24 protein-coding genes and 1 tRNA gene are annotated in these 26,984 nt (G+C 66.8%); 16 read left to right on the plus strand and 9 right to left on the minus strand.

Annotated elements, in window-relative coordinates:
* The first annotated feature begins 10 nt into the window (after positions 1 to 10).
* On the plus strand, positions 11 to 2,299 hold the full coding sequence (locus NVS83_RS04330; RefSeq protein WP_258738222.1) for a phage tail tape measure C-terminal domain-containing protein: 2,289 nt from the start codon (positions 11 to 13) through the stop codon (positions 2,297 to 2,299).
* Here the strand turns inward: NVS83_RS04330 and NVS83_RS04335 are convergent.
* Positions 2,281 to 2,736: a hypothetical protein gene (locus NVS83_RS04335; protein WP_258738223.1), complete on the minus strand. Its 456-nt coding sequence runs from the start codon at positions 2,734 to 2,736 to the stop codon at positions 2,281 to 2,283. The genes NVS83_RS04330 and NVS83_RS04335 overlap by 19 nt on opposite strands.
* A 135-nt stretch (positions 2,737 to 2,871) precedes the next feature.
* Between NVS83_RS04335 and NVS83_RS04340 the strand changes: the two genes are divergently transcribed.
* The 6 genes from NVS83_RS04340 (at position 2,872) to NVS83_RS04365 (ending at position 12,196) form a co-directional block, all read left to right on the plus strand.
* Positions 2,872 to 3,450, plus strand: coding sequence for a hypothetical protein (locus NVS83_RS04340; protein ID WP_258738224.1), 579 nt, complete (start codon positions 2,872 to 2,874; stop codon positions 3,448 to 3,450).
* Complete coding sequence (locus NVS83_RS04345; RefSeq protein ID WP_258738225.1) at positions 3,447 to 3,839, plus strand: DUF6950 family protein; 393 nt, start codon at positions 3,447 to 3,449, stop codon at positions 3,837 to 3,839. Before NVS83_RS04340 ends, NVS83_RS04345 begins: the two co-directional genes overlap by 4 nt.
* Positions 3,840 to 5,936 (plus strand): phage tail protein, encoded by a 2,097-nt coding sequence (locus NVS83_RS04350; RefSeq protein WP_258738226.1) that lies wholly within the window; start codon positions 3,840 to 3,842, stop codon positions 5,934 to 5,936.
* Entirely contained in the window at positions 5,933 to 6,607 is a 675-nt protein-coding gene (locus NVS83_RS04355; RefSeq protein WP_258738227.1) for a hypothetical protein, read from the plus strand. Before NVS83_RS04350 ends, NVS83_RS04355 begins: the two co-directional genes overlap by 4 nt.
* An 18-nt stretch (positions 6,608 to 6,625) precedes the next feature.
* Complete coding sequence (locus NVS83_RS04360; protein ID WP_258738228.1) at positions 6,626 to 9,379, plus strand: pectate lyase family protein; 2,754 nt, start codon at positions 6,626 to 6,628, stop codon at positions 9,377 to 9,379.
* A 63-nt stretch (positions 9,380 to 9,442) separates the two neighbouring features.
* The gene (locus NVS83_RS04365) at positions 9,443 to 12,196 is read left to right on the plus strand and encodes a hypothetical protein (RefSeq protein WP_258738229.1); all 2,754 of its coding nucleotides are present in this window, start codon (positions 9,443 to 9,445) and stop codon (positions 12,194 to 12,196) included.
* Between the two features lie 180 nt (positions 12,197 to 12,376).
* On the opposite strand, the gene NVS83_RS04370 is transcribed toward NVS83_RS04365, so the two are convergent.
* Entirely contained in the window at positions 12,377 to 12,757 is a 381-nt protein-coding gene (locus NVS83_RS04370; RefSeq protein ID WP_258738230.1) for a hypothetical protein, read from the minus strand.
* Between the two features lie 165 nt (positions 12,758 to 12,922).
* Here NVS83_RS04370 and NVS83_RS04375 point away from each other — a divergent pair, with 165 nt between their 5' ends.
* The 4 genes from NVS83_RS04375 (at position 12,923) to NVS83_RS04390 (ending at position 14,726) form a co-directional block, all read left to right on the plus strand.
* Positions 12,923 to 13,789, plus strand: a complete 867-nt coding sequence (locus NVS83_RS04375; RefSeq protein WP_258738231.1) for a glycoside hydrolase family 108 protein — start codon at positions 12,923 to 12,925, stop codon at positions 13,787 to 13,789.
* Positions 13,786 to 14,124 carry a hypothetical protein gene (locus NVS83_RS04380; protein ID WP_258738232.1) on the plus strand — a complete coding sequence of 113 codons (339 nt, stop codon included), beginning with the start codon at positions 13,786 to 13,788 and terminating at the stop codon, positions 14,122 to 14,124. Before NVS83_RS04375 ends, NVS83_RS04380 begins: the two co-directional genes overlap by 4 nt.
* Positions 14,125 to 14,238: 114 nt before the next feature.
* Positions 14,239 to 14,553: a hypothetical protein gene (locus tag NVS83_RS04385; protein WP_258738233.1), complete on the plus strand. Its 315-nt coding sequence runs from the start codon at positions 14,239 to 14,241 to the stop codon at positions 14,551 to 14,553.
* The gene (locus NVS83_RS04390; protein WP_258738234.1) at positions 14,553 to 14,726 is read left to right on the plus strand and encodes a hypothetical protein; all 174 of its coding nucleotides are present in this window, start codon (positions 14,553 to 14,555) and stop codon (positions 14,724 to 14,726) included. The genes NVS83_RS04385 and NVS83_RS04390 overlap by 1 nt, the downstream gene beginning before the upstream one ends.
* Before the next feature lie 148 nt (positions 14,727 to 14,874).
* On the opposite strand, the gene NVS83_RS04395 is transcribed toward NVS83_RS04390, so the two are convergent.
* From NVS83_RS04395 to NVS83_RS04405, 3 genes are all read right to left on the minus strand, one after another.
* On the minus strand, positions 14,875 to 15,918 hold the full coding sequence (locus tag NVS83_RS04395; protein WP_258738235.1) for an SDH family Clp fold serine proteinase: 1,044 nt from the start codon (positions 15,916 to 15,918) through the stop codon (positions 14,875 to 14,877).
* A 309-nt stretch (positions 15,919 to 16,227) separates the two neighbouring features.
* Positions 16,228 to 16,479 (minus strand): hypothetical protein, encoded by a 252-nt coding sequence (locus NVS83_RS04400; protein WP_258738236.1) that lies wholly within the window; start codon positions 16,477 to 16,479, stop codon positions 16,228 to 16,230.
* A 488-nt stretch (positions 16,480 to 16,967) separates the two neighbouring features.
* Positions 16,968 to 17,043 (minus strand) — tRNA-Ile (locus NVS83_RS04405).
* 193 nt (positions 17,044 to 17,236) lie between these two features.
* Between NVS83_RS04405 and NVS83_RS04410 the strand changes: the two genes are divergently transcribed.
* Positions 17,237 to 17,959 (plus strand): SIMPL domain-containing protein, encoded by a 723-nt coding sequence (locus NVS83_RS04410; RefSeq protein WP_258738237.1) that lies wholly within the window; start codon positions 17,237 to 17,239, stop codon positions 17,957 to 17,959.
* Here the strand turns inward: NVS83_RS04410 and NVS83_RS04415 are convergent.
* On the minus strand, positions 17,928 to 18,863 hold the full coding sequence (locus tag NVS83_RS04415; protein ID WP_258738238.1) for a diacylglycerol/lipid kinase family protein: 936 nt from the start codon (positions 18,861 to 18,863) through the stop codon (positions 17,928 to 17,930). The two genes, NVS83_RS04410 and NVS83_RS04415, sit on opposite strands and share 32 nt — an antisense overlap.
* A gap of 225 nt (positions 18,864 to 19,088) precedes the next feature.
* On the opposite strand from NVS83_RS04415, the gene NVS83_RS04420 reads away from it, so the two are divergent.
* Positions 19,089 to 19,457: a hypothetical protein gene (locus NVS83_RS04420; RefSeq protein ID WP_258738239.1), complete on the plus strand. Its 369-nt coding sequence runs from the start codon at positions 19,089 to 19,091 to the stop codon at positions 19,455 to 19,457.
* 68 nt (positions 19,458 to 19,525) lie between these two features.
* Here NVS83_RS04420 and NVS83_RS04425 read toward each other — a convergent pair whose 3' ends face one another.
* Positions 19,526 to 20,686 (minus strand): hypothetical protein, encoded by a 1,161-nt coding sequence (locus tag NVS83_RS04425; protein WP_258738240.1) that lies wholly within the window; start codon positions 20,684 to 20,686, stop codon positions 19,526 to 19,528.
* A gap of 358 nt (positions 20,687 to 21,044) precedes the next feature.
* Positions 21,045 to 21,995, minus strand: coding sequence for a tetratricopeptide repeat protein (locus tag NVS83_RS04430; protein WP_258738241.1), 951 nt, complete (start codon positions 21,993 to 21,995; stop codon positions 21,045 to 21,047).
* A gap of 327 nt (positions 21,996 to 22,322) precedes the next feature.
* Here NVS83_RS04430 and NVS83_RS04435 point away from each other — a divergent pair, with 327 nt between their 5' ends.
* The 3 genes from NVS83_RS04435 to NVS83_RS04445 all read left to right on the plus strand — a co-directional run bounded on the left by NVS83_RS04435 (position 22,323) and on the right by NVS83_RS04445 (position 25,814).
* Positions 22,323 to 24,614 (plus strand): TonB-dependent receptor, encoded by a 2,292-nt coding sequence (locus NVS83_RS04435; RefSeq protein ID WP_258738242.1) that lies wholly within the window; start codon positions 22,323 to 22,325, stop codon positions 24,612 to 24,614.
* 94 nt (positions 24,615 to 24,708) lie between these two features.
* Positions 24,709 to 25,392 (plus strand): Fe2+-dependent dioxygenase, encoded by a 684-nt coding sequence (locus NVS83_RS04440; protein ID WP_258738243.1) that lies wholly within the window; start codon positions 24,709 to 24,711, stop codon positions 25,390 to 25,392.
* 59 nt (positions 25,393 to 25,451) lie between these two features.
* Positions 25,452 to 25,814 carry a DMT family protein gene (locus tag NVS83_RS04445; protein WP_258738244.1) on the plus strand — a complete coding sequence of 121 codons (363 nt, stop codon included), beginning with the start codon at positions 25,452 to 25,454 and terminating at the stop codon, positions 25,812 to 25,814.
* A gap of 4 nt (positions 25,815 to 25,818) precedes the next feature.
* On the opposite strand, the gene NVS83_RS04450 is transcribed toward NVS83_RS04445, so the two are convergent.
* Positions 25,819 to 26,976: a PQQ-dependent sugar dehydrogenase gene (locus tag NVS83_RS04450; RefSeq protein WP_374115010.1), complete on the minus strand. Its 1,158-nt coding sequence runs from the start codon at positions 26,974 to 26,976 to the stop codon at positions 25,819 to 25,821.
* Positions 26,977 to 26,984 lie beyond the last annotated feature (8 nt).

Below are 26,984 nucleotides of genomic sequence, written 5' to 3' on the forward strand. Positions count from 1 at the left end.
GGGGAATTTCATGGCATCGGTCGAACAGATCCGGCGCGTGGTCACTCAATATGACAGTCGCGGCGCCGAGAAGTCGGTTGCCGACCTCGACGCGGTGGCGGCGGCGCAGGGTAAGGTTGCCGCCACCGGCCAGACGGTGGCGACGGTCACCGATACGGTGACGCGGCGCCAGCTCTCGGCCGTGAATGCCTATGATCGCCTGCGGCGCTCGATCGACGAGGAGTACCGCGCGCAGCAGAACCTCGCGCGCGGCCAGGCGACGCTGGATCGGGCGATGCAGCAGGGCATCATCACGGCGGAGGAATACAGCCGGGCCCTTGCACTGCTGAAGGCCAAGCAGGGCCCGCCGGGCGCGAACGATAACTTCCAGCTGGCCTCGCATGAGCTGACAAACCTGAAGTTTCAGCTCAACGACGTCGCGACGATGCTCGCATCGGGCGCCTCGCCATTCCAGGTCATCGCCACTCAGGGCGGGCAGCTCAGCCAGATCCTCGGCGACAAGGGCGTCAAGGGCGCCGTGCTGGGCATCGGCCAGGCGATCCTGTCGATGGCGACGCCCGTCAACCTGGCTCTTCTCGGTATCGTGGGAGCGGGGCTGGCGGCGGAGGCCGCGTGGTCGGCATTCGGATCGTCGACGAAGTCGCTGAGCGACGACCTGAAAGAGCAGGAACGGCTGCTGAAGCTGGTGAAGGACGCCTATGACGACGTGTCGGGCGCCGCCACCAAATGGAGCAATGCCAGCCGCTCTGCGACGGTGGTCGAGACCACGCAGGCGCTCGCCGATATGCGGGCGCAGGTCAACGATCTTTCCGGCGACTTTCTCCGGGACGTCGGCACGTATGCGGGGCGAGGCGCCCAGCGCCGGTTCACCGTCGGCGGCGACTACGAAGCCTTCGCCGGCCCGATAAACGACTTCCTGGCTTCGGTGAAGGCCGGCGCGCCCGACGTCGACCGGCTCGTCGACAGCATCGGCCAGATCGGCGAGACCTCGCCACAGGTCGCCAAGACGGCCTCGGAACTGCTCGGCATCATCCGCAACGCGGACGACGCGGACAACAGCCTGTCGGCCGCAGCCGGCGGCGCCAAGATGCTCGAGGCCCAGCTTGCCGTGCTCGCCGGCACCGCGACCGATGCGCAGAAACAGCTGGTGGGCGTCGCCGATGCCGCCAGCGACATCGCTTCAGCGACCAAGGCGCTCGAAGGACTGCGGCGCGACTATTCCCGCATCGGCGACCCGCGGGCCGAGTTTATCGGCCGCTATACCGACAATCTGGGGCAAGGGGTTCCGCCGGAACTGCGCAAGCAGATCGAGGAGCAGGCGGCCAAGAACTACGCCGCGGAGCAGGCGCGCGCGGCGGCCGACAAGGCGGCGAGCGCGCGAGCCCGTGACGCGGCGCGGGCGCAGCGAGACACGTTGCGCGACGCCGAGCGCTACTATGAGCAGACCCGCACCGCCGCGGAGCGCTATGCGGCGGAAATCGCCAAGCTGAACGATCTGCTGGCGCAGGGGGCGATCAATCAGGACACGTATACGCGCAATGCCTCGAAGGCCGCCGAGGCGCTGGCGGATGCCGAGAAGCAGGACCTGATGGACCGGCTGGGGAAATCGGCTGACCCGCTGAGCGGCCTGCAGCTCGGAACGATGCGTTACTTCGATTCCCTCGGCACGGAGGCCGAGCGCACGGCCGACCTGGTGCAGGGGGTGTTCGGTTCGCTCGAGGACGCGTTCGCCGACTTCGCCAGCACGGGCAAGCTGGACTTCAAGAGCCTCGTCGACAGCATGATCTCCGATCTGGCGCGCTATGCAGCGCGGCAGGCCATGGTCGGGCTGTTCGGTGGCGGGAATGGCGGCGGTCTCTTCGGCCTGCTCCCCGGCTTCGACACGGGCGGCTATACGGGCGCCGGCGGCCGGAACGAGCCGGCGGGCGTCGTTCACAGGGGCGAATTCGTCTTCTCCCAGGCAGCCGTCCGTCAAGCGGGCGTCGGCCATCTCGACATGCTGCATCGCAGCCTGAAGAAGGGATATGCGGAGGGGGGCTACGCGGAACGGCAGGAGATAGGTGCCACGGCGCGCCAGTTTTCCGCGCCGGGTGGCGTTCATGCTGCGGGTTCCTCCACGGGGAACACTTTCGCCCCCGTTTACAACATCGACGCGCGCGGCTCGCAGATGAGCGAGCAGCAGTTCCACCGGATCCTCGAGGAAAACAACCGAAAGGTATACGCGCAGGTGCGCGGGAGTGTCTCCGGCTGGATTTCCGATGACCGCCTTCGGGCGCCGGCTCAGAGTGGGCTCGGCTGACCTGTGGCGGTGGTCGAGCATGCGTAGGAGATTTCGTGGACGGGCTCGTCCATCTCACGGATAGAGGTGATTTCGCATTGCCTTCCGGATGATCGCAAATAGCCGGACGCCGCTTCGCGGAATGCATCCTCTGTCGGGATAAGGTCTACGGCCCCAAAGGTGTATCCGCGGACAACTCCGGCCGATGCAATGTCCTGTTCAGAAGGCAATATCATCAGCTTTCCAACAGAGGTGTTATCGAAGATAATGTACGCCTTAGAAACATCTGCGATCTTCCCATTTGGAAGCTCACGGATAGCAGGCAATCCATCATCTGGCGGCACCTTATATACTGTACGCGGAATGTCCTTATAGGTGTCTGCGACATACTTGATGTTCGGAGTGCATGCCGTGACTAAAGTCACGGCCGTGACGACCGTTAGCGCCTTAAGTGTCATTGTCACCTCCCTCAAGTCGCAACGGTAACAGCGTTGCCGGAAGTGTCGATGGCCGACGCCTCCGACTGAATCATCATCGCATCATTGGCGCCGTCGGGCCTTTGGCGCGGCCCTACCGATCCATGGATTAATTGCATGGCTGATTTCCCTGCTGCCATCGACGCCCAGCTGGGCGGTCGACTGGTCCGCTGCGGCATCCTCGTGCGTTTCGACTTCCCGACAGGCGCTCTGCGACTGTGGAATGGGGGGCGCGCGCTGCGCACGAATGACGGCTATCTCTGGTCCGGACTTCGTGTGGTCAGCAACATTTCCGGCCTCGGGCAGTCGGTGAACGGCGCGGCCGCGCCGCTCGACCTGACGGTGTCGGGCGTGGATGCGGACTTCGCCGCCAAGGTGAAGGGCGACCGGGCGAACTGGTACGACGCGGTCGTCATCGTGTTCTGGCAATTCTTCGACGAGAACTGGCAGCCGCTCGACCTGCCGATGCCGTTCCGCTTCGCCCAGCTCAAGACCATGACCGCGAGCCGGAGCTGGGACGACAGCAACATGCGGCATGTCTACACGGTCTCGGTGCGCGCCGAAGGTCCGTTCATCAATAATCGCCGGCCGCGCCACGGCTTCTACACCGATGCCGACCAGAAGGCGCGCTCGCCGGGCGACCGGTTCTTCGATCGCGTCGCCGGGATCGAGGGCAGGGTGATCAACTGGCCATGACAGCGGATCTCCCGGCCTTTCTCCGGCGCATGGCTTCCGAGCCGTTCGCCTGGGGACGGTTCGACTGCGCGCTCACGGTGGCGGACTGGTGGCTGGCGAACCATGGCCACGATCCCGCCGCGCGCCTGCGTGGCACCTATGCCACGCGCGAGGAATGCCGCGCGGTCCTGGTGCGGGAAGGCGGGCTTCTCAGGCTGGTGGGCCGCCTCGCCGCGGCGACCGGCGCATCCCGGCTCTATGAGGCGCGGCCCGGCGCCTTCGGCATCGTGCGCCAGCGCGACGAGCACCTCGCGATGATCTGCACGCCGGGGATGCGCTGGGCCGCGAAGTCCGAGAGCGGGATCGTCGCGGTCGCCCATCCCCACCTTGTCGCCATGTGGAGTGTGTGAATGCGCCTTTTTCTCATCGCGGCGATGCTGGCGGCGTCCGTGCTTCCCGCCGCCGCCATGCCACAGGCCGTGGGCGCCTATCTCGCCTTCGCGCTGCTGCCGGCGACGGCGACGGCGGGAACTATCGCGATTGCATCGAGCGCGATCGCCCTCGGGCTCACAATCGGCATTTCCTACGCCGCCAACGCTCTTTTCAGCCGTTCGTCGGGCGCCCCCAAGCCGCAGGACGTCAAGACCACGCTGCGCAATTCGGTCGGGCCGCGCTGGCGCCATTACGGGCAGGTGATGGTCGGCGGGTCGCTCGCCATGATCGAGACCAAGGATGGCGATCTGCATCAGGTCGTCGCCTTCGCCAGCCAGAAGATGCACGCCCAGCTCGGCTGGGTGATCGACGGGCGCGGGGTCGGCATCGACGTGTCGGGCTGGGTGGTCACGGCGCCCTATCCCGCGAACACGGTCAAGATCGAGCAGCGGGACGGTTCGGCTTCGCAGGCCGCCTATGCGAGCCTCGTCACCGCGCTGGGCGATCCCTACTGGACGACCAGTCATCGCGGCGACGGCATCGCCCATGCGTATCTGCTGGCGCGCAACGCCGATGCCGAGATCATCGCCGACGTCTACCCGAACCGCATTCCGTCGCTTCAAGGCATCTTCGAAGCGGCAGAGACCTATGACCCGCGCAGCGCGAGCGTGGTCTACAGCACCAATCCGGCGCTATTCCTGCGCGATTACCTGACCCATGCGGACGGGCTGCAGATCGACCCGGCCTATATCGACGACGAGGATTTCATTGCGGCCGCCAATGCCTGCGACACGGCAGTGCCGATCAAGGCCGGCGGGACGATGCCGCGCTATTTCGGGGCGCTCAGCTACCAGTTCGACGCCGAGCCGCAGAGCATCCTCTCGCGGCTGATCACGATGTGCGACGGCGACATCCGGCTCCGGCCCGACGGGCGGATCGGCTTCCGGGTCGGGGTGTGGGCCGAACCCACGGTGACGATCACCGACGATCAGATCATCGACTACTCGCTCTCGGATGGCGGCGGTCCGCTTCGCGAGGCGAACGAGTATCGCCTCAAATACACCGATCCCGGCCAGTATTTCGCGGAGGTGGAGGCCGAGCCGTGGCGGATCGAGAGTGAGATCGCGGCCTATGGCGAAGTGCGCTCGACCACGATCGAGGCCTTCGAGGTCCAGCATCACAACCTTGCCCGGCGGCTGATGAAGATCGCCGCCTTTCGCGGCTCGCCGCGCTGGCAGGGGACGATCCACACCACCCTCGCCGGGCTGCGGGCGTGGGACGAGAGATGGATCCGCGTCATCATCACCGATCTCGGGGTCGACGAGACGTTCGAAGTCACCGGGGTCGACTTCGACATGGCGAGCATGTCGGTGACCCTGTCCATCGCCTCGTTCTCCGCCGCGGCCTACAGCTTCGACCCGGTCGCCGAGGAAGGGACCGCGCCGACCGCCGCCGAGGCGGTGCCGGAGACCAGCCTGCCGCTGCCGACCGGCTTCAACGCCACCGGCGGATCGGTGGCGGTGTCCGGCAGCACCTCGGCGCCGGCCATCATCACCACGTGGACGCAGGCCGCGCAGCCGGGACTGCGGGTCGAAGTCCAGTACGCCAACCAGGCGGACGGGATCTGGCAGCCCGGCGGGAGCGTCGACGACGGCGAGGAAAGGCTGCAGATCGTCGGTGTCGTCGACGGCGCCACCTACAATGTGCGCGGACGGAACGTCGGCGCCGGCGGCGTCTCGACCTGGGCGGTGATCTCCGGGATCGTGGCGACGGCGGACAACACAGCCCCCGCGGCGCCGAGCATCACCAGCGTCAACGGCACGACGAATGCCACGATCACCTGGCGCAACCCGAACTCGCCGAATGTCGTTGCCGGCCGGGTCTACCGCGATACGGACGGCAGCTTCGCCGGCGCGGACGAGATCTCCGGCCCGATCTATGGCGGCCCGAATGCCGTCCTCTCCTTCGTCGACCCCGCTCCCGGTTCCGGCACCTGCTACTACTGGGTGAAGGTGGAGAACGGGTCGGGTGTGCAATCGGCCGCCGACGGCCCGAATTCGATCACTCTGCCATGACCATAAACTGGCCTTCCTCGCTCAAGCCCAGCCAGATCACCGATCCGGAGCTCGTGGCGTCCTATGCCACCGGCGGCCGGACCAGCAACGGCCTCGAGCAGCGCGTCCTCTCCGATGCGGGCTATTGGCGCCTTTCGTACACCTTCCCGATCCGCACGCGCCAACAGGTGCTCGCCTGGCGGGCCATGGTGAGCCGGATGAAAGCCGGTGAGGCCGTTGTCGCCACGGTCTACGATATGTTCCTCGCCGGGGGCGCGCTCGGCGCGTTGAAGGGGGCCGTTACCGGCGCGGCGCCGGCCGGCGCGACCACACTGGCACTGATGGTGCGCAATCTCTACCTCGACGAAGGGGTGCGCTTCAGCATCGGCGACCGGATGTACCAGGTGACGCAGGTGCTGGCCTATCACCAGGCCGACTCCATCCCCGACTGGCTCTCCACCGGCGCGCCGTGGCGCGATGACGGCGTCTGGTACGACTCGCCCTATCTCGGCCTCGCCGACGTCACGATCTCGATCCTGCCGCCGCTGCGCGAGGCGGTTGTCGAAGGGCAATTCGCCGACTTCGCCAATCTGCGGCTGCTGTGCTGGCCGGAGGATCTGTCGTCGATCCCGCTTGACCTCGACCTCGGCAAGTTCGCCGACCCGACGCTGACGCTCGTCGAAGCCTTCTGACCCTTCCGAGAGGACAACATGGCCACTGAACCCATCGCCGTCGGCGACGACGGCGGAGTCGTCCGCCAGAAGATCAACGCGGCGATCACGGTCGCCAACGTCGAGCCGGCCGCGCGTGCCGCCGCCGATGCGCTGATCTATGAGCAGGTCGGCCAGAACTTCAACGTGATCTCGAAGAACGTGTCGACGGCCTACAACAACATCGCCGCCGAGACGCTGGCGCGCACGCGCGCCGACGAGGCGCTGCTGCGGGCGGCGGTGTCGCTGGCGCCGCGGCCGGGAGCCGCGCCCAGCCACTACACCAATTCGTTCGCCGGCGGCCTGCCGGAGGCGCTGCCCGTGCTGCCGGACAGCCTGGTGGCGACCGGCGACCGCGGCGCGGTCGTGCGGATCGTCGGCGCCGGCATCGTCGCGAGCCGCGACTATGTCGCGGTCGAGCCCGGCCGCACCTTCCGCGTGCGGGCGGCGGTGCAGCGCCGGGTCGATACGCCCGATCCGGCCGGCGACGCGGTGCGCGTGGGCATCGCCTGGTACGACCGCAACCTCGACCCGCTGACCACCACGGCGACCTCCACGCTCAACGATTACACGGCGCTCACCGTCGGCAGCGGGCGGGTGTCGCTGTTCCGGGTGCTGGCGGGCGCTGCGGGCGCCGGCGTCGACGTGGTGGCGCCGGCCGGCGCGCTGTTCTTCCGCATCTATGTCGAGACCTGGGGAACGACGGCGGCGACCGATATCGAGGTGCTGGCCTGCGAGGACATCACCGACGTCGAGGGCTGGTCGCCGGACGTCTCCGCGCTCGAGGGCGATGTCGCTGCCCTACAGAGCCTCGACATCGGCAACCGCCTGACCACGATCGAGGCCGCGCTCGGCACTCCGGACAGCCTGACCTTCCCGACGCTGGGCGACTTCGCCGCGGCCGATATCGGCGCGTCGCCGGACGCGGTGCGGGTGCTCGGCGCCGACGCGCCCCATGACGGACAGGGCTCCTACTGGCAGCGGGCCGATGCCGGCACCGGCACGCGGCAGAGCGCGGACGGCGCCTATTGGCGAGAGGTCCGCTTCCAGCGCTCCTGGCACGTCTATTCCCCGTTCGACTATGGCGGGATCGGCGACGGTGTCGCCGACGACACGGAGGCGCTGCAGGCGGCGATCGACGCCCTGCGCAACGACCCCGCCACGCTCGCCGAGCCGTTGCACAGCGCGAAGAAGCAGATCGACCTGCGCGGCGGGGTGTGGAAGCACACCGACACGCTCAACGCGACCGATATCCAGTGTTGGGGCGGGATGATGGTCGGCGGGGTGCTCTACGGCAACTGCACCGGCAAGCCGATGGTGGACTTCACCGGCGCGCGCGGCCTCTCGTCCAGCACGGTCCACTTCCACGGCGACAAGGAGAACCGGCCCTCGCGCGCCTGGCAGGGGGCGCGATCCACCGTCACCCGCGCCTGCGACTTCATCCGCTTCGACCATTGCCAGTCGACCGGCTACTTCTCCGACATGATCTATTGCGATCACGGCATGGAGAGCCATCAGCAGAACCACTGCAAATGGTTCAACTACGATCCCGCCGGCCGGCTCGCCGCGATCCAGGGCTTCGATACCTTCCCCTGCACCTCCGAATTCACCACGCCGATGACCGGGCCGGTGTCGTGCATCCACAAGCACTATCCGAGCACGTGCTGGATGTATGTGGGCGTCGACGGGGCGCCGATCTCGGCCGTCACCAATGACACCGCGTGCGTGCTGACCACCACCTACGAGCACAGCTTCGAAGTCGGCGACACGGTGGTGTTCTTCACCTTCGGCGGCATGCGCGACGTGATGGACAAGGCGATTGCCGAGATCACGGAGATCGACGGCAACGACATCACCGTCGACTTCGATACCACCGGGGCCGGCACCTATACGGGCGGAGGCACGCTGTTCAAGGCGCAGGACCATCCCTCGCTCTACATCTGCCGGACGCAGGGCGTGCATATCGACTGCGGCTACCTGACCGCCTTCGGCCAGCCCCATATCGAGATCGGCTTCCCCGATGCCAGCTTCACGATGGTGAGTGACCTCAAGCTCGACCTGCTGATGGAGGGCGTGGGCAACCGGGTGAATATCGAGGTCGACCCTGGCGCGCTCGCCTGCACGATGGACGCCTTCAGCCTGCGCACCTACAACGCCGCCGCGACCGAGGGCGTGTTCGGCGTGAAGGCGGGCGCCGCCGGCTCGGTCTCGATCGGGCCGATCCAGATTTCGGCGACGCGCACCCGGTTCGCGATCCCGCTGGTGCGCAGCGGCGATGCCATCGGCATCTATGGCGGCAGCATCCTGTTCGATTCCACGCACCCGACCGCGTTCGCTCAGGTCGGCGGCGGCCTCTATACCGGCCCCTCGGGCAAGATGACGGCGAAGAACATCGCCATCTTCGACACCCGCAACAGCGATACGACCCCGGCCGTCGCGCCCAACAGCGGCGCCTTCGCGGCGCTGGGCGCCTGCACGCTCTTCTGCACCTATCACGACGCGATATGCGTGATTAACCTCGACCTCGCGATCACCACCAACGGCACCGCCGCCGGCAGCCTGCGGGTAACGATGCCGTTCACGGCGGCCCGCGCCTGCACCTTCTCCGGCTGGGATTCCTCGACCGGCGTGGCGGTGATCGGGCTGATGACGACCGGCTCCTCGACGCTGGTCATTACCAGGATAGACAACTCCTATCCCGGCGCCGACGGCACCCGGATCCTGATGTCCGGGCCCGCCTTCGTCCTCCCCTGACCGGCCCTTCCCGCCGCGCCGCTTCCGCCGCCTTCGGGCGGTTTTTTCATGTCCGGAGCCGAGATGACCGCAACGATCAGGATCCCGCTGCACCGAAACACGAGCGCGCCGGCGCCGGCGATCCGCTTCGCCGACATCAACCTCGCCGGCAAGCTGGTCGAGCTCGAGGTGACGCCGCGCGCCGGCGGGGCGCCCTTCACCCTCTCGACGGCGGATGGCGGGCTTGTCTTCGTCGATGCCGATGACGAGGGCGTGGTCGACGGCGTCGTGATCGTTGATCATGGTGCCTTCGTCGATGCCCTGCCGCTGGGCCAGCGTACCGCCGTCGACGTCTACGCGACGTCGGAGGATGGGCGGGCGAAGATCGCCGCCGGCACCATCACGGTCGGCGGCACCGGGGAATATCTTGGCGCCGAGATGGCGGTGGTGCAGGTGCCCGGCCTGCAGGGCGTGCCCGGCTCGCTGACGCCCGAGGCGGTCGCCGCCAGCGCGGCCGCGGTGCAGGCGGCGAGCGTCGCCACCTCGGCCGAGGACGGAGCGACCTCCGCCAAGGGCGAGGCCGAGGCGGCGCGCGACTCCGCGATCACCGCGCGCGACACTGCGGTGACGGCCCGGAGCGACGCCGAGAATGCCCGCGACGGTGCCGAAGACGCGCGCACGGCGGCCGAGACGGCGCGTGATGGCTCCGATACCGCCCGGACGGCGGCCGAGGCGGCGCGCGACCAGGCGCAGCAGGCGGTCGCCAATCCCTCGATCGCCTATGACACGCTGGCGGTGCTCGCCGCCGACCTCGCCCATGCCTCGGGGACGATCGGGCAGGTGCTGGGCGACGGCACCAATGCAGGCTTCTACGTCAAGAGCGGCGCCTCGGGCTCCGGCTCATGGGTGAAGAAGTCCGACGCCACGGTGCCCGGTCTCGGCCTGCAGGCGGCGATCAATCTGGATGCCATCGATACGGTGCAGACCGGCCCGAACATCTTCCCGGATCCGCTGCTGCTTCGGTTCTCGCCTCCGGCGGGCTCGCCCACGACGTGGATCGTCGGCGGTGCCGGCGTGTCGTTGACGGTGGGAAGCACGCGCGGGCGCCGGACCGGCTTGCTGGCGACCGGGAATGTCTCCGTCCGCACCTATCGGGCGGAGATCGCCGGCGACACCTTCTCGGCCGCGCTCACCGTCGAGAATGTCGTCCGCCCTTCATCCGGCAATGTCCGCATCCTGCTGCGCCAGTTCAACGCGTCCAACGCCGAGATCTCGGGCACGCGCCTCACGCTGGCGAACAACCTGCTCGCGAATTCGAACGAGCAGCAGATCACCGTCAGGAACGTCGCGCTCGACGTCAACTGCGTATACATCGACCTTTATGTCGACGCGGGCAGCGTCGTGGGGAATTCGATCGAGTTCAGCCGCGTCAGTCTGGTGGTCGGCGATCACCCCGGCTATCGCCCGGCGCTCGTGCGCGACCGGTCGGTGGTCTATCTGGATCCGGCCGGCGACGACCGCGCCTCGGGCGCTCCGGACTCTCCCGTCGCGACGCCCGATCGCGCCATGCAGATGCTGAAGCGTCCGGACGGCACGCTGGCGGGCGAGATCATCCTGTCGGGTGATTTCACGGGCGGGCGGTTCAGCCTCGGCTACACCGGCACCAACGTCTATTCCCCTGTGGTCGGCGATCTGCGCATCGCTGCCGGCAGCAATGCCCGCGTCCGCCTCATCCACGGCACGCCCTTCACGGGCGCGAGCTGGGCCAAGAGCGCGGGCTACACCAATATCTACGAGGCGGCCATCGCCTATTCGCCGGTGGCGAAGTTCATCTTCGAGCACGAGACGCCGTTCAGCTCGATTGCCATGGATCGGCGGTTCCCCCACCATCGGGGGCGCCAGTACCGCAGCCCCTCGACCCCGATGCGCAAGGCGGCAAGCCTGGCGGCGCTCGATACCGCGCCGGGATCGTGGTTCTACGCCAGCAGCAAGCTCTATATTCACGCGCCCAGCAGCGCCGATCCGACTTCCAGCGGCAAGGTCTACTACGTGCCGCCGAACCTGGTCACGAACCAGAGCGGCGCGGTGAACTACGCCACACCGAAGAAGACCGGCTACCTCGAGATCCACGGGATCGAAGTCTGGTACCCGTACCTCGGCTTCAACTTCGCCAACATCGCCAAGTGGCGCGCGAGCGAGTGCCTGTCCCTCGGCGCCGCGACGACGGGCTTCCAGGGCAACAACTCGTCGGGCGTGCGCGAGATGTGCGCGGCGATCGCCAATACGCAGGACGGCTTCGGCGACCATGACAGCCTGAACCTGGAAGCCGCGAGCTATCGCGACCAGGGCGTGCTCGACCGCTTCCTCTACAGCGCCCTCAATGGCGATGACGGCTGGTCCAATCACGAGCGCTGCAATGCGACCGCGCAGGAGTGCCTGTCCGAATACAATGACGATGGCGGGTTCCTGCCCGCCGGCGGCGCGCACCTTCACGCCACGGGGTGCATCGCGGCGTACAACGGGCAGGGAGCCGGCGTCGACGGCGCGGTCGGCGAAGGCTTCGGCAATCGCGGCGGGCCGGACGGCAACGAGGGCGGGGTGTCGACCGACGCGACGCTGGTCGACTGCGTCGCCATCGGCAACGTCCACAACTTCGCCTCCGGCGCTTCCGCGGCCGAGCAGATGCGCTGCATCCGCCCGCTCTCGATCGACCCGGTAAGCACGCATTACCGCCAGCTCGCCGACTCGTCCCTCATGCTGATCGACCCGCGCATCTCGGGTGCCGGAACGCCCGTCTCGGGCACGGCGAGCATCGTCACGACGGCGGCGCTGACCTGAGGAGGTTGACCATGACGCAGCAGCAGAAGCAGCCGACGACCGAGAGCGCCCCTGGCGAGGACGGGTGGAGTGATCACCTGCCGTGCTCAACGGAGGAAGCTGAGGGGCACTGCTGCAACCTCAGCCTACCGAATGGTGTCACGGACGGATGGTCGGAGCATTCGCCCCCGGGGCAAGCGCCTATCGTCTTTTCATGTGTCTGGAGATAAGTTTTGCAAACTCTTCCGACTCCTCTCGTGAAATCTTAAATCCGATGACGCCCCCGAGCGTCTCGAACTTGAACAGCAGGTCGTATCCACTATGAGACGTGCTTGGCCTGACCGCACATTCAGTTATTGAGAATGTCAATGAACTGTTTCTATTCGTGAGTTTCATGTCTGCGGTATTTGGCCCTTCTTCTGCTGCTATGAAGGCCATATGCTGAAACATATTTACTAGCATACGGTTTTTAAGTTTGAAGGTTTTTGAACCTTCGCTGGTCCCGAACGTCATGGAAAATGTTTCATCGTCGTTCGGTGTCATTTCGACGATATCTAGAACTTCGGTGATCTGTTCGGCCATCTGAACGCCCCTCCATAGCATACTTCGTCGCCCTCAATTGTAGGGCTGAATTGCAGCGCAGCGCGACTCTCTATCCGCCTAGCCTGACCACCCGCCGCCCTCGCTGTACAGGCCGCCTCCGGGCGGCCTTTTGCTTTCCCACTCCCCGACAATCTGGAGACGATCATGACCGCGTCGAGCTTCGACGAGGCGCTCAAGCGCGTGCTCGTTCACGAAGGCGGCTACGCCAACAATCCCGCCGATCCCGGCGGGGCGACCATGAAGGGCATCACCCAGCGCGTCTATGACGGCTGGCGCCGCCGCAAGGGCGCGCCGGTGCGCAGCGTGCGCCGGATCGGCGACGACGAGGTCACCGCGATCTACCGCGCGCAGTACTGGGACGTGATCCGCGGCGACGAGCTGCCGCCCGGCGTCGATTATGTGGTCTTCGACGGCGCCGTGAACTCCGGTCCCGCGCAGTCGGTCAAGTGGCTGCAGCGCGCGCTCGGCGTCGGCGCCGACGGCATCGTCGGCACGGTCACGCTGGCGGCGCTGACCCGCTACCCCGACCATGACGCTCTGGTCGCCGACATCATCGCCCGCCGCCTCGCCATGCTGCGCGGCCTCAAGACGTGGCGCACCTTCGGCACGGGATGGACGCGCCGCCTCGACGACGTGCTGGCGCACGGGCAGGCGGCGGCCCGCGGCAGCGTCGCCCCGGCGCCGGTCGCCGGCGATGCCGGGGCGGCCCGGGCCAGTCTCGCCGATCTCGCCACGCCCGCGGCGCCGATCGGCGGCTCGGCCGGTGCCATCGTCGGCGGGGGCGGCGCGGCGGTCGCGATCGACCAGGCGAAGGACGCGCTGCATCCCCTCGTCGGCGCCGGCGGCTGGATCGACACCGTGTTCGCCGGCCTCGTGGTCGCCGGCGTCGCGGTAGCGGTCGGCGGCGTCGTCTATGGCATCTGGGCCTCGCGCCGCAACCGGAAGGTTGCCGCGCTGGTGAGCGGCGAGGCCCGCGCCGATCTCGGCGCGCTGGGCACGGTGCCGGCATGACGCTGCTCGGCGCCATCCTCGACTGGACGCCCTGGTGGGCATGGCTGGCGGCGGGGCTCGCCATCCTTGCCTCCACCTATCAGGTCTGGCGCCCCGTGTGGGCGCTGCTGCCGGCGCCGGTGAAGGGCGCGGTCGTTCTCATCCTCACTGGCGGGCTGGCCTATCAGGCCGGCCGCAACCGGGGCGCGGCCGGCGCCCTTGAACGCGCACAGCAGAAGGAGCAGGCCCGTGCCGACGACATCCGTGACAAAGGCGATGCGGCTCGCGCTGCTTCTGAGCGCCGCTCTGACGGCGGCGGCCTGCGCGACGACGACGGGTGGCGGCGCGACGGGTAGGGCCGTGTGCGACGCTCTCAGGCCCGTCACGTGGTCGCCTGACGACACCGACGCCACGATCCGGCAGGTGAAGGCGAATAACGCGGTTGGCCGCGACGTCTGCGGGTGGCGGTCATGACGGGCTCGGTGACCTGGGATGCCGTGTTCGGGCTGGGAACGATCCTCGGCGCGATCGTCGGCGTGTGGCTGCGGATCGAGCATCGCATCAAGGCCGAGGTCAAGCCGATGGCGACGCAGCAGGCGGCCCTGCATGCCGAGGTGCGCCTGCTCGACAAGCAGCTCGCCGAGCACAAGCTGTTCGCCGCCGAGCACTATGTGCGGCACGACAGCCTTGTGCAGATGCGCGAGGAGATCCTCAACCGCCTCGACAACATCAGCGGGCGTATCGACAAGGCATTCACGCCGCCGGCGCGCTCGAGGGGCGGGTGATGGATGCTTCGCCGATCGAGACGGGCGAGCGGATCGCCCGACACCAGCCGACCGGCATCGTCCTGGTCCGCCGTCGGCACAACCGCGTTCACGGCTCGGCCGACGAGTTGCTGGCGCTCGCCGCGCTGCTGATCCGGGCGGCGTATGAGGCGCCGAAGGGGTTGCACGACTAAGCGGGGAACGGAGAAAACCGTCATCTGGACGGATAACCGGCTGCCTCCTGGCGGGGCGCACATGCCTGACTTCGCCCCGCCCCTCCTTCGGGAGGGACGGGGCGAAGTCTTTTTTGCTCAGTCGTGGCCCAGACGAGTAAGCGGGGATCTATTGCGGCCCATCGGGTGAGGTGCCGTTTGATGTGGCTGGTCGAAGATCCTCCGAAGTAGCGCTTCTCTGGCGCCGTCCGGCGCGTCTAACGCTCCCGGACGGAGCACCGGCCGGCTCTCCTGCTCTTGGAGAATCTTCTCCATCTTCCTGCTGCGGTCGCTCGTCGCCACCTTCAGGTTCGGTTTCATCTCCGTCCTCCTCCTGGTCTGCCGATAGGCAGATCATTCTGCTGTCTTTAGTTGGCCATCTTGATGAAGGCCCCAACGCCTCTATGAGTTCCAACTCACGGCTGCTGGCGGTGCGAACATTCACGAACAGCGCCTCCGCCTCGGCCATATCGATAACGAACCCATGCGACGGGTATGTTTCGGCAAGCCGTCCTACCGCCCCATCCTTCATGTTCTCGGATACGGCGTCCAGACGCTTTCCGTAATCAGCCGCGATCCTCATTGATCGGCTTCGCGAACCCAAATCCTCCGGATCGATCCGAGCAAATATTGGGCCATAGAGCGAACTAAGCACATCGGAAGCCGATTTCGAGGCGGTCTGGAATGACACTACGCCACTACTCGACCTCATGATATCGCCAATGAGGCGGAGATAGGCCTTGATGGCGCGGCTTTCCATGGCCTGAAGCGCCGCAGAAATATTGAGGCCGGATTGGTATCCATTTAGCTTATCTTCTTTGGCAACCTGGACATCTAGAGGCCCAAGTTCTCCATAAGGACTAAAAATAAGCTCGTGGGCGCCGATCGCTATGAGGGTACCTGCGCTCTTGCAGAGTCCACCCAATATCAACTCGAAGCGATCGTATCGATCTTGAAGATACCTCGCCATTTTATAGGCGGCGTCAGGGTCGCCGCCGCTAGTAACTAAAATAAGGCGGCATATACTATTTCGTTTGTTCGCGTGGACGGCTTCTATAAATTCTAAATCGCCGCCGCGTTCGATGTCGCCATTATACAGAAAAATGTCGCAATTGTCACTTTTCGATATTTCAAGCGATATCGAAATTACTCGGTCTATATCAAAATTACTCATCGTTGCTTCGCCCCCAGCGGGTTGACGCGGCTTTCATCGCAATCTCTCGCCGACGTTCGGGGGATAGGGCCGCCGCTCGCGCTTTGCCCCCCTTTAGTCCTCCTCTGCGGCCAAGCGCCACGGCAGCAGCATCCCGTCCATCAGGAGTGAGGATGCGGTCGTCAGCGTTGTCCTCCGCCAGGCGATTGAGCGCGTCTGCCAAGTCAAACGCATTTTCGGTCACGGACTTTGATTTTCTCATCCTCGGCTCCTGCTTGGCGGCATTGCTAGCCCGGTCAAGCATGAATTGTCAATGAGGCGATGACGCGCTCAGCCTGGCCGAGTCGCCGCGACGATCCGCTCCATGCCGCTAAAGCCCGCGGTCACCCAAGTGCCTCCCTCCGCTGGCATCACCTCGACCGCGAATGAAATCCGCACCGCCTCCACCTGCTTGCGGATCGCCGCAACGTCGCCGGGGATGAAGGCGCTGAAGCCGGTCCAATGACGCGCGGTCGCCGGAAGATCGTCGGGCGAGGGGCGCCACGCTGAGCCATCCTTCACGATCTTCTGACGCTCAATCACAGCGGGCTCTCAGCATCTAGGGCTGCATGCCGTCCTGCTGCCCGATTCGGACGCGGGGATGAAGCCGGCCCGCGCATTGACTCCCAGCCGAAATGTTCCCTTCATGTTCTCATGACAGAAGGGTGTGAGCTTGTCGGCTTCCTATGCAACTGCGGGCGTCGGGCGACCTATGTGCGTGCGACCATGATGGCCATGTGGGCGAAGCCCGGCGAGACGATTCATGAGCTGCGATTGCGCCTGCGATGCCGCTGCTGCGGGGTCGCGGGGCCGCAAGGGCCGTATGTGTTCCGCGACCGCGACGGGCACAAGACTTGGGCAACGATCGACGGGTCGATCTGCGCGGCTTGGGAGAAGGAGAGGCCGGGCGACTGATGGCGACCTTCGCCGATGCAGGCTCTTAAGCGCCGATTTACGGTCGTTTCATTGGCGGTTTCATTGGCGCAAGACACGTCGGGAAGACATAGCAAAAGCTAAGCCATTGAAAATATTGGTGGGCCCGCCCGGACTCGAACCGGGAACCAGACCGTTATGAGCGGTCGGCTCTAACCATTGAGCTACAGGCCCGGCCATGCGCCGCCAGGCGCGGCGGAAACTAGCAAAAGCGCGATGCGACGCCAACCGGGGTTCCGCCGCCACGCTCCCTGCGGCAGGGTTGTCCACCCTTCCGCCGCTCGGGAAGACGTCGCCGCATTGCCGCCGCGATCACGCAGTGCTCTGCCGCTTCGTCACCCGACCCTCCGTTCGAGGAAAGTGGACCATGAAGTTTCTGCCCGCCTGCCTGATCGCCGCGACGCTGCTGGGGAGCCTTGCTCCCGTGGCCGCACAGGACCTGTCCCCCGCCGCCCGCCGGCCGACCCTCACCGTCACCGGCGAGGGCAAGGCGGCCGGAGCGCCGGACATGGCGACCTTCTCCAGCGCGGTGGTGAGCGAGGCCAAGACCGCGCGCGAGGCGCTCGACGCCAACAGCGCGTCGGTGTCGCAGATGATCGCCGCCATCAAGGCGGCGGGCGTCGAGAGCCGCGACATCGCGACCTCCGGCTTCTCGATCCAGCCGCAATACCGGGCGGTGAAGAAGGACGGCGACGAGGCGGCCCGCATCACCGGCTACGAGGTGCGCAACATGGTGACGGTGCGCCTGCGCGACCTGTCGAAGCTCGGCGACCTGCTCGACCAGGTGGTGACCTCCGGCGCGAACCAGATCACCGGCATCGCCTTCAGCATCGCCGACCCGACCGCGCTGGAGGACGCTGCCCGCGTCGGCGCGGTGAACGATGCTCGCCACCGCGCCGAGACGGTGGCCGCCGCCGCGGGCCTGCGGCTGGTGCGCATCGTCTCGCTCAACAGCGAGGGCGGGATGCCCCCCATGCCGCGTATGGCCGCGGCGCCGATGATGATGAAGGCGGATTCGGTGCCGGTCGAGGCCGGCGAGACCGAGATCCGCTCCAGCGTCACCATCGTTTATGAGATCGAGCCTCTGTGAGCGGCGCCTGCTCCTGCCGCGCCGGCATCAGCAGGGAGAGCGCGGCCGGCACGACCCGGTAGGTGAGGGGCATCGTCTCGCGCTCCAGCTCGCCGTCGGTCGACACCCAGGACCGGCTGCGATTGGGCCGTGCGAGCACGATCTCCCGCCCGACCAGGCTGGTGATGCCCGGATTGTCGCGCCACGTATCGGTGACCATGTCGGCACCGGCCTTGAGCCGCGCCAGCGCGCCGCGCTCCTCGGTGATGTGGACCTCGAGAACGCCCTCGTCGAGCCGGCCGCGATGCCAGCCGGGCCCGGAGAACCGGTTCACCGAGACGAGTACGGCGAGCGCGTCGAAGCGGCGGGTCTTCCCGTCCACCGTCACGTCGAGCTCGAACCGGCCCGAGCGCCGCAGCGCGTGGATGGCGGCGAGCGCCACCGCCAGGAAGCGCCAGAGCTTCAGCTTGCGCGCCATCTCCCGCGCGCGGGCCATCTGGCTGAAGAAGCCCATGCCGGAGATGGTGTGGAACAGCCGGTCGTTCAGCGTGGCGATGTCCACCGTGCCCGGCTCCGCCGCGCCGAGGACGGCCACCGCCTGTTCGAGATCGGTCGGCATGCCGATGTCGCGCGCCAGCAGGTTGAGCGTGCCGAGCGGGAGGATGCCGAGCGCCTTGCCCGTGCCGTGCAGGTGCCGCACCGCGAGGCTGACGCTGCCGTCGCCGCCGCCGACGATTACCGCGTCATGAGGGCCGCTGCCCGATTCCGTGATGGCGCGCAGGAAGTTCTTGCCGCGCAGAAGCTGCACCTCGACCTTGCGCCCGTCGCGGCCGAGCCCGCGCTCGACGAGCGCCCGGACCTCCTCGCCGTTGCGGTCGAGCAGGGTGCCGGCCTCGGCATTCAGAATGGCGATGACGTGGCGCATGCTGGGAGCGTCTGAGGAGGGTGGTTGAAGCGGGCGGTCGAGGAAAGCGGAGCGACGGGCATATCGGCGGTCCCGCCGTACCGGTGGCAGGCTCCGGCAAGGTCAGGGCATCGCTAGGGCTAGCATATTGCGCCGCCAAAGGCATTGGGGCACGTTCACCGCGGGGTTCCATCGCGGGCTCGCGGCGAGGGCGTGCTTATGGCGGATATGGGCGGAAAAGAGGGGATGGTGCGCCTGAGGGCCGGGATCCTGGTGCTGGCGGCGCTGGTCTTCATTTCATTGAGCGCGGGGCGCTGGACGGCGGCGCTGTTTTCCCTCGGCTGGATATGGGCGGCGCTCATCGGCGTGGTCGTCGCCGTGCTCATCGCCTTCATCGTGACGCGGCTGGATAGGGTCGCCTATTTCGGCATCGCGGCGCTCGTCACCCTGTTCGGCGCCTACACGGCGTATGATTTCGCGCGCGGGCCGGTGGACTGGTCGCAGGGGTGGGCGTTGCTTCTGGCGCTGGTGCCGGCGGTGATCCTGGCCGCGGCGTTCTGGGATTTCCGCCACCTCGTGGCCGAGATGCGTGCCTGGGCCAACAGCCGGAACTGATCTCGGGGATCGATGGTCGGAACGAAGAGGCGGCCGCCCGGAACCGGTCCGGGCGGCCGTGCTGTCGGTCAGCCGCCGACGAGCTCGCGGCAGAGGGCCACGATGCCCGAATCATAGGCGCGCGGCTCGGAGAGCACGCCCTGGCAGCGGGTCTTCTTCACGGCCATGCTCGAACTGCTGGTGCTCGAACGGTCGCGCGAGCGCGCCACGGCGCCGCCGCCGCTGGACGAACCGCCATTGCCGGCCGAGCTGCCGCCATTGCTGGCCGAGCCGCCGCTGCCGGAGCTGCCGGAGCCGCTGCCGCCCGGGTTCATGCCGACGTCGCCGCCGCCGGGGGTGCCGGTGCCGCCGTCGTCATCGCCCGGCGTGCCGCCGGACAGGGCACGGCCGATGCTCAGCCCGATGGAGGCGAGACCGGAGCTGCCGCCGACATCGACGTCGGCATCGGTCACGAGGCCGTTGCTGCCGCCGACCGTGGCGGTCGCGTTCACGTCGGCCACCTGACCGCGGCCGAGGACGGTCGCGTCACCCGTCGCGTTCACCCCGTTCGAGCCGAGCAGGCTGGCGCCGAACAGCGCGTCGGCGAGCGCCTTGGACGGCGATCGGCGATCGCCGACGGTCGCGCTGGCCTGCGCGTCGGCGCCTCTCGGGCCGAGTGCGCTGAGCGTGGCGTCGACGCCGACGCGACGCTGCGCGCTGCTGCCCACGACGGCGTTGGCATCCACGCCGTTCGGGCCGAGCGCCTGTGCATCCACCGAGGCGATGTTGCCCTCGGTGTTCCGCGTGACCAGCGGCTTCAGCCGGAACACGTTGAGGTCCAGGCCGAACAGGCTGGCGGTCGCCCCCCGCGAGGAGGTGCCGCTGCTCGAACTGTCGCCGGAGCTGGCGGTCTGGGCGCCGCTGGAGCGAGCGGAGCGGCCGGTGCTGCCGGTCGCGGAACTCGCGGTGGAGCTGCTACTCGCGGTGGAGCTGCTGCCGGTCGTGCCGGTGCTGTCCGCCGTTCCGCCCGTCACCGAGCTGGTGGTGCCGGAAATGGCGCTGCCGAGGCCCGATGTCAGGCCGGACACGGCATCGCCGACGGTCGATGTCGTGTTGGTCACGGCACCGCCGACGCGGCTCACCGTGTTGCCGACGCCGCCGACCACACCGCCATTGTCCGCGAGCGAGTTGCCCACGCTGGAAACGGTGCCTCCGACCGCATCACCGGCCGCTGAGACGGTCCGGTCCACGGCGCCGCCCACCCGGGACACCGCGCCTCCAAGGCCCCCGCCTCCACCGTCCTTGGACCCGGCTCCTCTGGCGTCCGCAGTAACCGGGTTCATGAGAAGACATGCGACTATTGCGCCGATACTCACACTGGCGGCGCCATATCGGCGCCCTGCTTTTTCAAAGTGCCTCATGTTCACGCTCCCTGTGAAATTCCAGACATCACGTCGCTAGCCGTCTACATGATGTCTTTATCCATAAGTCCGAAACCAACGTATTTGTTTCAATATCCATTGTATTCGTTGGTGAGCTGACAAACTTATTTTGGATTTTGTTATATTAGGTGTCAAATTTCCTCAGGGTCATCGGCTATTTAATGCATTATCCCAGCTTAATGGTCCTATAGAACCGTTTGAGCCACCTTATGGCACCTCCGATGCGTCGTACGCGATAAATCGGCGAGTGGTGCCGGGCGGCGGCATGGCCGGTAGCGGGGTCTGAAATCTCGAGCGCTCGCGCACCTGTGAACGCGATTTTTGCGGCTTCCGGGTCCGGTTGACCGCCGAGCCCCTCGGAAAGCGCGCTCGCATAGCGCCGCAGGTCGCCGGCCGTGCCGGTCGCACAGGCCCGCTCCAGCGCCCGGAGCGCGATTTTCCTCAGCTCGGCATGAGGGGCGTGGCGCAGTCCGTCGCCGACCTCGCGGCAGAATAGCGGCACGCCGGCCTCGACCGACCGCTCGAACCAGGGCCGCGCGAGGTCCAGCCGGCCGGTGCGCTCCAACAGGAGCCGGGCGTAGTCGAACTGGCCGCGATAATCGCCGCCCTCGGCGCCGCGCCGGTACCAGCGCAGCGCGGCCGCCGGCCGGGGCGGGCGGTCCCAGCCATGCTCCAGATAGCGCCCGACCAGGGTCGCCGACTTCACATGGCCGGCGCGCGCGGCGCGCGTGTACCAGTGCAGCGCTTCCCGGCGGTCGGCGGGCACGCCCTTTCCCTCCAGCAGCAGCCGGGCGAGGTTGAACTGCGCCCAGGGCTCGCCCTTGCCGGCGGCCTCGCGATAGTGCCGCGCCGCCTCGCTGGCGTCCGCTTCCACGCCCCAGCCGAGTTCGTGGCAGCGCCCGACCATGTTGCGGCCCTCGGCGCTGCCCGCCTCGGCGGCGATTCGAAACCAGCGCAGCCCCGCCTGCGGGTCGCGCGGCACGCCGTGGCCGTCCACCAGCATCTGCCCCCAGGCAAGCTGGGCGTTGATCAGCCCGTTGAGCGCCGCCGCGCGCACCCAGAGCGCGGCCTGCTCGGGCCCTTCACTGATGCGCGCGCGCAACACATCCGCGCCCATTCGTTCGAGTTCCGAATAGGAAATCCATCGGTCAGCCATGGGGGGATGCGTTCTCCGTGCGGAAAGCGGGCGCAGGTTCCGCGAGCCGGCAATCGAATTTTCGTTGAGTCACATAAGGTCTACGTTCGGAAACAAACAAGAGAGTGCGTACAGTTTTAGTTTTTAATAATTCGAAAGTGAGATTTCACATCGAAACCCAGCGAAACATTCTTGGAATATCTAAAAAACATAATGTTTGAAGCAGGTTGGATTCGAAGATAGGAGACCGAAAAATACAGCAATAAGGGGTTTGGCTAGATGAAGACCTTGAGAACGCTACGATCGCCGATGCCGAATGTTGCCGTGACCGCCGGTCTTGCCGTCACCATGTCGGCGATTCCGATGTTCGGCGCGGCGGCGCAGGAAGCCGCGGGCACCGCGACGGGTGCGGCGGTCGGCGAGGAGCTCTCCACCATCACGGTCGAGGGTGATGGCTCGCCGGTGAACACGCTCGAGGCGTCCACCGGGCTCTCGCGCCTGCCGGGCACGGTGCAGGACACGCCGCAGACGGTTCAGGTCATCACCCAGCAGACCATGCAGCAGCAGGGCGTCACCACGCTCGAGCAGGCGTTGCGCAACGTTCCCGGCGTCACCTCGGGCATCGGCGAAGGTGGCGGCGGCATGAACGGCGACCAGTTCCGCATCCGCGGTTTCCAGGCCAAGGGCGACATCTACGTCAACGGCCTGCGCGACTTCGGCGTCTATGTGCGCGACAGCTTCGCCTATGAGAATGTCGAGGTCTTCAAGGGCTCGACCTCGGAGAGCTTCGGCGTCGGCACCACGGGCGGCGCGATCAACTCCACGCTCAAGGCCGCTCATCTCGGCGACAAGTACGACGTCGAGGGCCAGTTCGGCACCGGCCCGCTCTATCGCGGCGTGTTCGACATCAACAAGCAGTTCGACGGCACGAGCGCCATCCGCATCGTCGGCATGGTGAACGAGCAGGATGTCGCCGACCGCAACAATGTCGAATCGAACCGCTACGGCGTCATGGCCGATGTCGGCTTCGGTCTGGGCACCGACCAGACGCTGCACGTCAACTACCTCTACCAGCACGGTGAGCGCACGCCCGATTACGGCGTGCCCGTCGTCACTCCGATGTTCGGCGACGTCGCGCGCTTCGGTGCCATGGGCCAGCCGGTGACGGAGTTCGGCATCCCGCGCGACACCTTCTACGGCAAAGTGACGGATCAGGATGTCACCGACGTCAACATGCTGACGGTCAACTTCCGGAAGGAGGTCAATGACTGGCTGACGGTCACCAACGACACCCGGTTCGGCTACTACACGCGCGATTTCGCGACGACGGTGCCGGGCTGTTCAACCGGCGGCAGTCGGGGAAGCACCCCGACGCCGGCGCAGTATTATGCGAGCTGCACCGGCCAGTTCTTTGCCGGCGGCAACCCGGACATCAGCTTTGGTGGCGGCAATCCCGGTTATTACCAGGAGAGCTACAGCGCCCAGAACATCACGACGATGATCGCGAACTTCCACACCGGCGCGCTGCGTCATGAAGTGGTTGCGGGCGTGGACGTCAACACGGTCAGCAGCGAGCGCACGCTGGTCTCGGTCGCGGGCGACAAGGGCACGTCGACGATCTGGGACCCGGTCTTCGATAACACGACCGGCTACTATCTCTATTCGAACCCTTACGGAAACAACGGCCAGCGGGATTCGACGGCCAACGATTTCGGCGCCTTCATCAGTGACCGCATCTGGTTCACGGATGCCATCTCGCTCCTCGCCGGCGCGCGGTACGACAGCTACTCTTCCGACTACTCCTACTGGAGCACCTCAAATGGTGGCGGATGGGTTCAGGCCGACACGCACACGACCTTCTGGAGCCCCAAGATCAGCCTGATCTGGGAGCCGACGAGCGAGCAGACCTATTATGTGAGCTGGGCCAAGTCCTTCACCCCGCAAGGCGCGTTCCCGACCAACGACATCACCGTCGTCAATGCGGACCAGCAGGATCTCGAGCCGGAAGACAACGAAACCTGGGAAGCAGGCTTCAAGGTGTCGTTCCTGGAAGGAAAGCTCGGCGTGACGGGCGCGATCTTCCGCACCGACAAGAGCAATGCCTTCTACACCGACCCGGTGACCGGCGACACGGTGGAGACCGGCGAGAACCAGCGCGTGCAGGGTGTCGAGCTCGGGCTGACGGGCAATATCACCGAAGCGTGGTCGATCCAGGCCTCCTACGCCTATTACGACAGCGAGATCATGACCTCGACGACGAACGAGTATGTCGGCAACGAGGTGCCCTTCGTCTCGCCAAACAACTTCACGCTCTGGACGACCTACAATCTCAGCAAGACCTGGCACCAGATTCCGGGCGATCTTCTGGTCGGCGCCGGCATCACCTATGCCGACGATTACTATACGAACACGGCCAACAGCGCGATCATCCCCGAGACCTTCTCGCTGGACGCGCTCATCTCCTACCAGAAGGACAATTACCGGGTCGCGCTCAACGCCTACAACCTGACCGACGAGTTGAACTACGCGGCGGGTTGGGGCAATCGCGCCATTCCCGCGTCGGGCCGCACCTTCACGCTCACGGTGGGTGCGACTTTCTGATCGAGCGGCCTGCCGTTTCCGATCGACCGTCTCAATTTGGGGGAAGGCAGGTGCAACGCCTGCTTTCCCCACTTTTTCGTTTGGGAAGTGCTCGATGCTGATCCAGATCCCCGACATCCTCACGCCCGACGAGGTGGCGCATTGCCGGCGCGTGCTCGAGGCCTCTCCCTGGGTCGATGGACGCGTCACCGCCGGCCAGCAGGCGGCGCGCTCGAAGCTCAACCTGCAGATCCCGGTGGAATCGCGCGAGGCGCAGGAGCTCGGCGACATCGTGCTGCGGGCGCTCGGCCGGAACCCGGTCTTCAATTCTGCGGCGATGCCCCTCAGGGTGCTGCCGCCCATGTTCAACCGCTACGACGTCGGCATGAAGTTCGGTGCCCATGTGGACGGCTCGATCCGCTCCATTCCCGGCACCGCGCAGCGCATGCGGGCGGACGTCTCCACTACCATCTTCCTCACCGACCCGGCGGAGTATGACGGCGGCGAGCTGGTGATCGAGGACGCCTACGGGCTTCAGGAGGTGAAGCTGCCGGCCGGCCACGCCGTCGTCTATCCGGCCACCAGCCTGCATTCGGTCAACGAGATCACCCGCGGCTCGCGCTGGGGCTCGTTCTTCTGGTCGCAGTCGATGATCCGCGACAATGGCCGGCGGGCGATCCTGTACGACCTCGACATGGCGATCATGGCGACGCGCACCAAGCTGCCGGACGATGATCCCGCCGTGCTGTCGCTGGCCAATGTCTACCACAACCTCGTGCGGCACTGGGCCGAGCTGTGAGGCATTGACGCGGGCCTGCCGGCGGTGGAGCTTCGTCCGTCTCCCGCCGGACCGCCATCATGCCCCCTTTGACCTCGCTGCTGCCGCCCGCCCTGCTGCCGATCGTGCTGCTCTTCGCCTCCAACGTCTTCATGACCTTCGCCTGGTACGGGCACCTCAAGCACAAGTCCGCGCCGCTGCTGATCGCCATTCTGGCGAGCTGGAGCATCGCGCTGTTCGAGTACTGCCTCGCCGTGCCGGCCAACCGCTACGGCTCGGCGATCTATTCGACGGCGCAGCTCAAGACGATGCAGGAGGTCATCACCCTCATCGTCTTCGCCGGTTTCTCGGTGCTGTGGCTGAAGGAGCCGCTGCACTGGAACCATCTCGTCGGCTTCGCCTTCATCGCCGCCGGCGCCTATTTCATCTTCCACCGCTGGTGAGGCGTCAGTCGGCGGGAGCGAGGCGCAGCAGGCGGCCCGGGTCCTCGTCGGTGAGCAGCCACAGCGCCCCGTCCGGGCCCTGTCGCACGTCGCGGATGCGGGCGCCGAAATCCGTGAGCAGGTCCTCCTCCTCGACCACGCGCTGGCGGTCCGGGTCGAGCCGCAGCCGCACCAGCTTCATGCCGGCGAGGGCGCCGGTGAACAGGTCGCCCTTCCACGCCGCGATCAGGTCGCCGGTATAGAAGGTGAGGCCGGAAGGGGCGATGGACGGGTCCCAGTACTTGACCGGCTGCTCCATTCCGTCCTTCCGCGTGCCTTCGCCGATGGTCGCCCCGTTGTAGTCGCGCCCATAGGTGATGATCGGCCAGCCATAGTTCTTGCCGGCCTCGGGATGGTTGAGCTCGTCGCCGCCGCGCGCGCCGTGCTCCACCGTCCATAGCCGCCCGGTCTGCGGATCGAGCGCGGCGCCCTGCACGTTGCGATGCCCGAAGCTCCAGATTTCCGGCCGCGCGCCCTGCAGCTTGACGAACGGGTTGTCGTCCGGCGCCTGCCCGTCGGTGCGGATGCGCACGATCTTGCCGAGATGGCTCGAGAGCCGCTGCGCCTGGTCGCGTTCCGAATAGCGCTCGCCCAGCGTGACGAACAGCGTGCCGTCGCGGGCGAAGACGAGGCGCGAGCCGTAATGCGAGCTGCCGCCGACGGAGGGCTGCTGGCGGAAGATCACCTCGACATTGTCGAGCCGCGCCCCGCCCGCGTCCTCCACCAGCTTGCCGCGCGCCACGCTGGTGCCGGAGGCGCCCTCGCGCGGCTCCGCATAGGAGAAATAGACCATCCGGCTCGAGTCGAAATCCGGCGCGAGCACGACGTCGAGCAGCCCGCCCTGGCCGCGCGCATAGACCGGCGGGAGGCCGGCGACGGGTTCGGAGACGGTGCCGCTGCGGCTGACGATCCGCAGCCGGCCGGCGCGCTCGGTCACCAGCATGCGCCCGTCCGGCAGGAAGGCGAGGGACCAGGGATGATCGAGGCCGCCGGCCACGGTCTCGACCGTCATCCGGCCGGCGGAGCTGTCGACGCTCACGCTCTCCTGCGCCGATAGCGGCGCGGCGCTGGCGAACAGGGCGAGGATGCCGGCGAGGAGGGGAAGCCCGGTGATCGTCCTCAAGGCAGCGC

The organism is Ancylobacter mangrovi, from assembly GCF_024752335.1.
Classification (GTDB): domain Bacteria; phylum Pseudomonadota; class Alphaproteobacteria; order Rhizobiales; family Xanthobacteraceae; genus Ancylobacter; species Ancylobacter mangrovi.

What these genes read in the sequence shown, in the direction of transcription:
- NVS83_RS04335 (WP_258738223.1), bottom strand. Translation starts at nt 2,736, where the DNA reads ATGACACTTAAGGCGCTAACGGTCGTCACGGCCGTGACTTTAGTCACG.
- NVS83_RS04340 (WP_258738224.1), top strand. Translation starts at nt 2,872, where the DNA reads ATGGCTGATTTCCCTGCTGCCATCGACGCCCAGCTGGGCGGTCGACTG.
- NVS83_RS04440 (WP_258738243.1), top strand. Translation starts at nt 24,709, where the DNA reads ATGCTGATCCAGATCCCCGACATCCTCACGCCCGACGAGGTGGCGCAT.
- NVS83_RS04360 (WP_258738228.1), top strand. Translation starts at nt 6,626, where the DNA reads ATGGCCACTGAACCCATCGCCGTCGGCGACGACGGCGGAGTCGTCCGC.
- NVS83_RS04445 (WP_258738244.1), top strand. Translation starts at nt 25,452, where the DNA reads ATGCCCCCTTTGACCTCGCTGCTGCCGCCCGCCCTGCTGCCGATCGTG.
- NVS83_RS04415 (WP_258738238.1), bottom strand. Translation starts at nt 18,863, where the DNA reads ATGCGCCACGTCATCGCCATTCTGAATGCCGAGGCCGGCACCCTGCTC.
- NVS83_RS04395 (WP_258738235.1), bottom strand. Translation starts at nt 15,918, where the DNA reads ATGAGTAATTTTGATATAGACCGAGTAATTTCGATATCGCTTGAAATA.
- NVS83_RS04385 (WP_258738233.1), top strand. Translation starts at nt 14,239, where the DNA reads ATGACGGGCTCGGTGACCTGGGATGCCGTGTTCGGGCTGGGAACGATC.
- NVS83_RS04365 (WP_258738229.1), top strand. Translation starts at nt 9,443, where the DNA reads ATGACCGCAACGATCAGGATCCCGCTGCACCGAAACACGAGCGCGCCG.
- NVS83_RS04380 (WP_258738232.1), top strand. Translation starts at nt 13,786, where the DNA reads ATGACGCTGCTCGGCGCCATCCTCGACTGGACGCCCTGGTGGGCATGG.
- NVS83_RS04435 (WP_258738242.1), top strand. Translation starts at nt 22,323, where the DNA reads ATGCCGAATGTTGCCGTGACCGCCGGTCTTGCCGTCACCATGTCGGCG.
- NVS83_RS04355 (WP_258738227.1), top strand. Translation starts at nt 5,933, where the DNA reads ATGACCATAAACTGGCCTTCCTCGCTCAAGCCCAGCCAGATCACCGAT.
- NVS83_RS04345 (WP_258738225.1), top strand. Translation starts at nt 3,447, where the DNA reads ATGACAGCGGATCTCCCGGCCTTTCTCCGGCGCATGGCTTCCGAGCCG.
- NVS83_RS04370 (WP_258738230.1), bottom strand. Translation starts at nt 12,757, where the DNA reads ATGGCCGAACAGATCACCGAAGTTCTAGATATCGTCGAAATGACACCG.
- NVS83_RS04375 (WP_258738231.1), top strand. Translation starts at nt 12,923, where the DNA reads ATGACCGCGTCGAGCTTCGACGAGGCGCTCAAGCGCGTGCTCGTTCAC.
- NVS83_RS04350 (WP_258738226.1), top strand. Translation starts at nt 3,840, where the DNA reads ATGCGCCTTTTTCTCATCGCGGCGATGCTGGCGGCGTCCGTGCTTCCC.
- NVS83_RS04330 (WP_258738222.1), top strand. Translation starts at nt 11, where the DNA reads ATGGCATCGGTCGAACAGATCCGGCGCGTGGTCACTCAATATGACAGT.
- NVS83_RS04430 (WP_258738241.1), bottom strand. Translation starts at nt 21,995, where the DNA reads ATGGGCGCGGATGTGTTGCGCGCGCGCATCAGTGAAGGGCCCGAGCAG.
- NVS83_RS04420 (WP_258738239.1), top strand. Translation starts at nt 19,089, where the DNA reads ATGGTGCGCCTGAGGGCCGGGATCCTGGTGCTGGCGGCGCTGGTCTTC.
- NVS83_RS04410 (WP_258738237.1), top strand. Translation starts at nt 17,237, where the DNA reads ATGAAGTTTCTGCCCGCCTGCCTGATCGCCGCGACGCTGCTGGGGAGC.
- NVS83_RS04390 (WP_258738234.1), top strand. Translation starts at nt 14,553, where the DNA reads ATGGATGCTTCGCCGATCGAGACGGGCGAGCGGATCGCCCGACACCAG.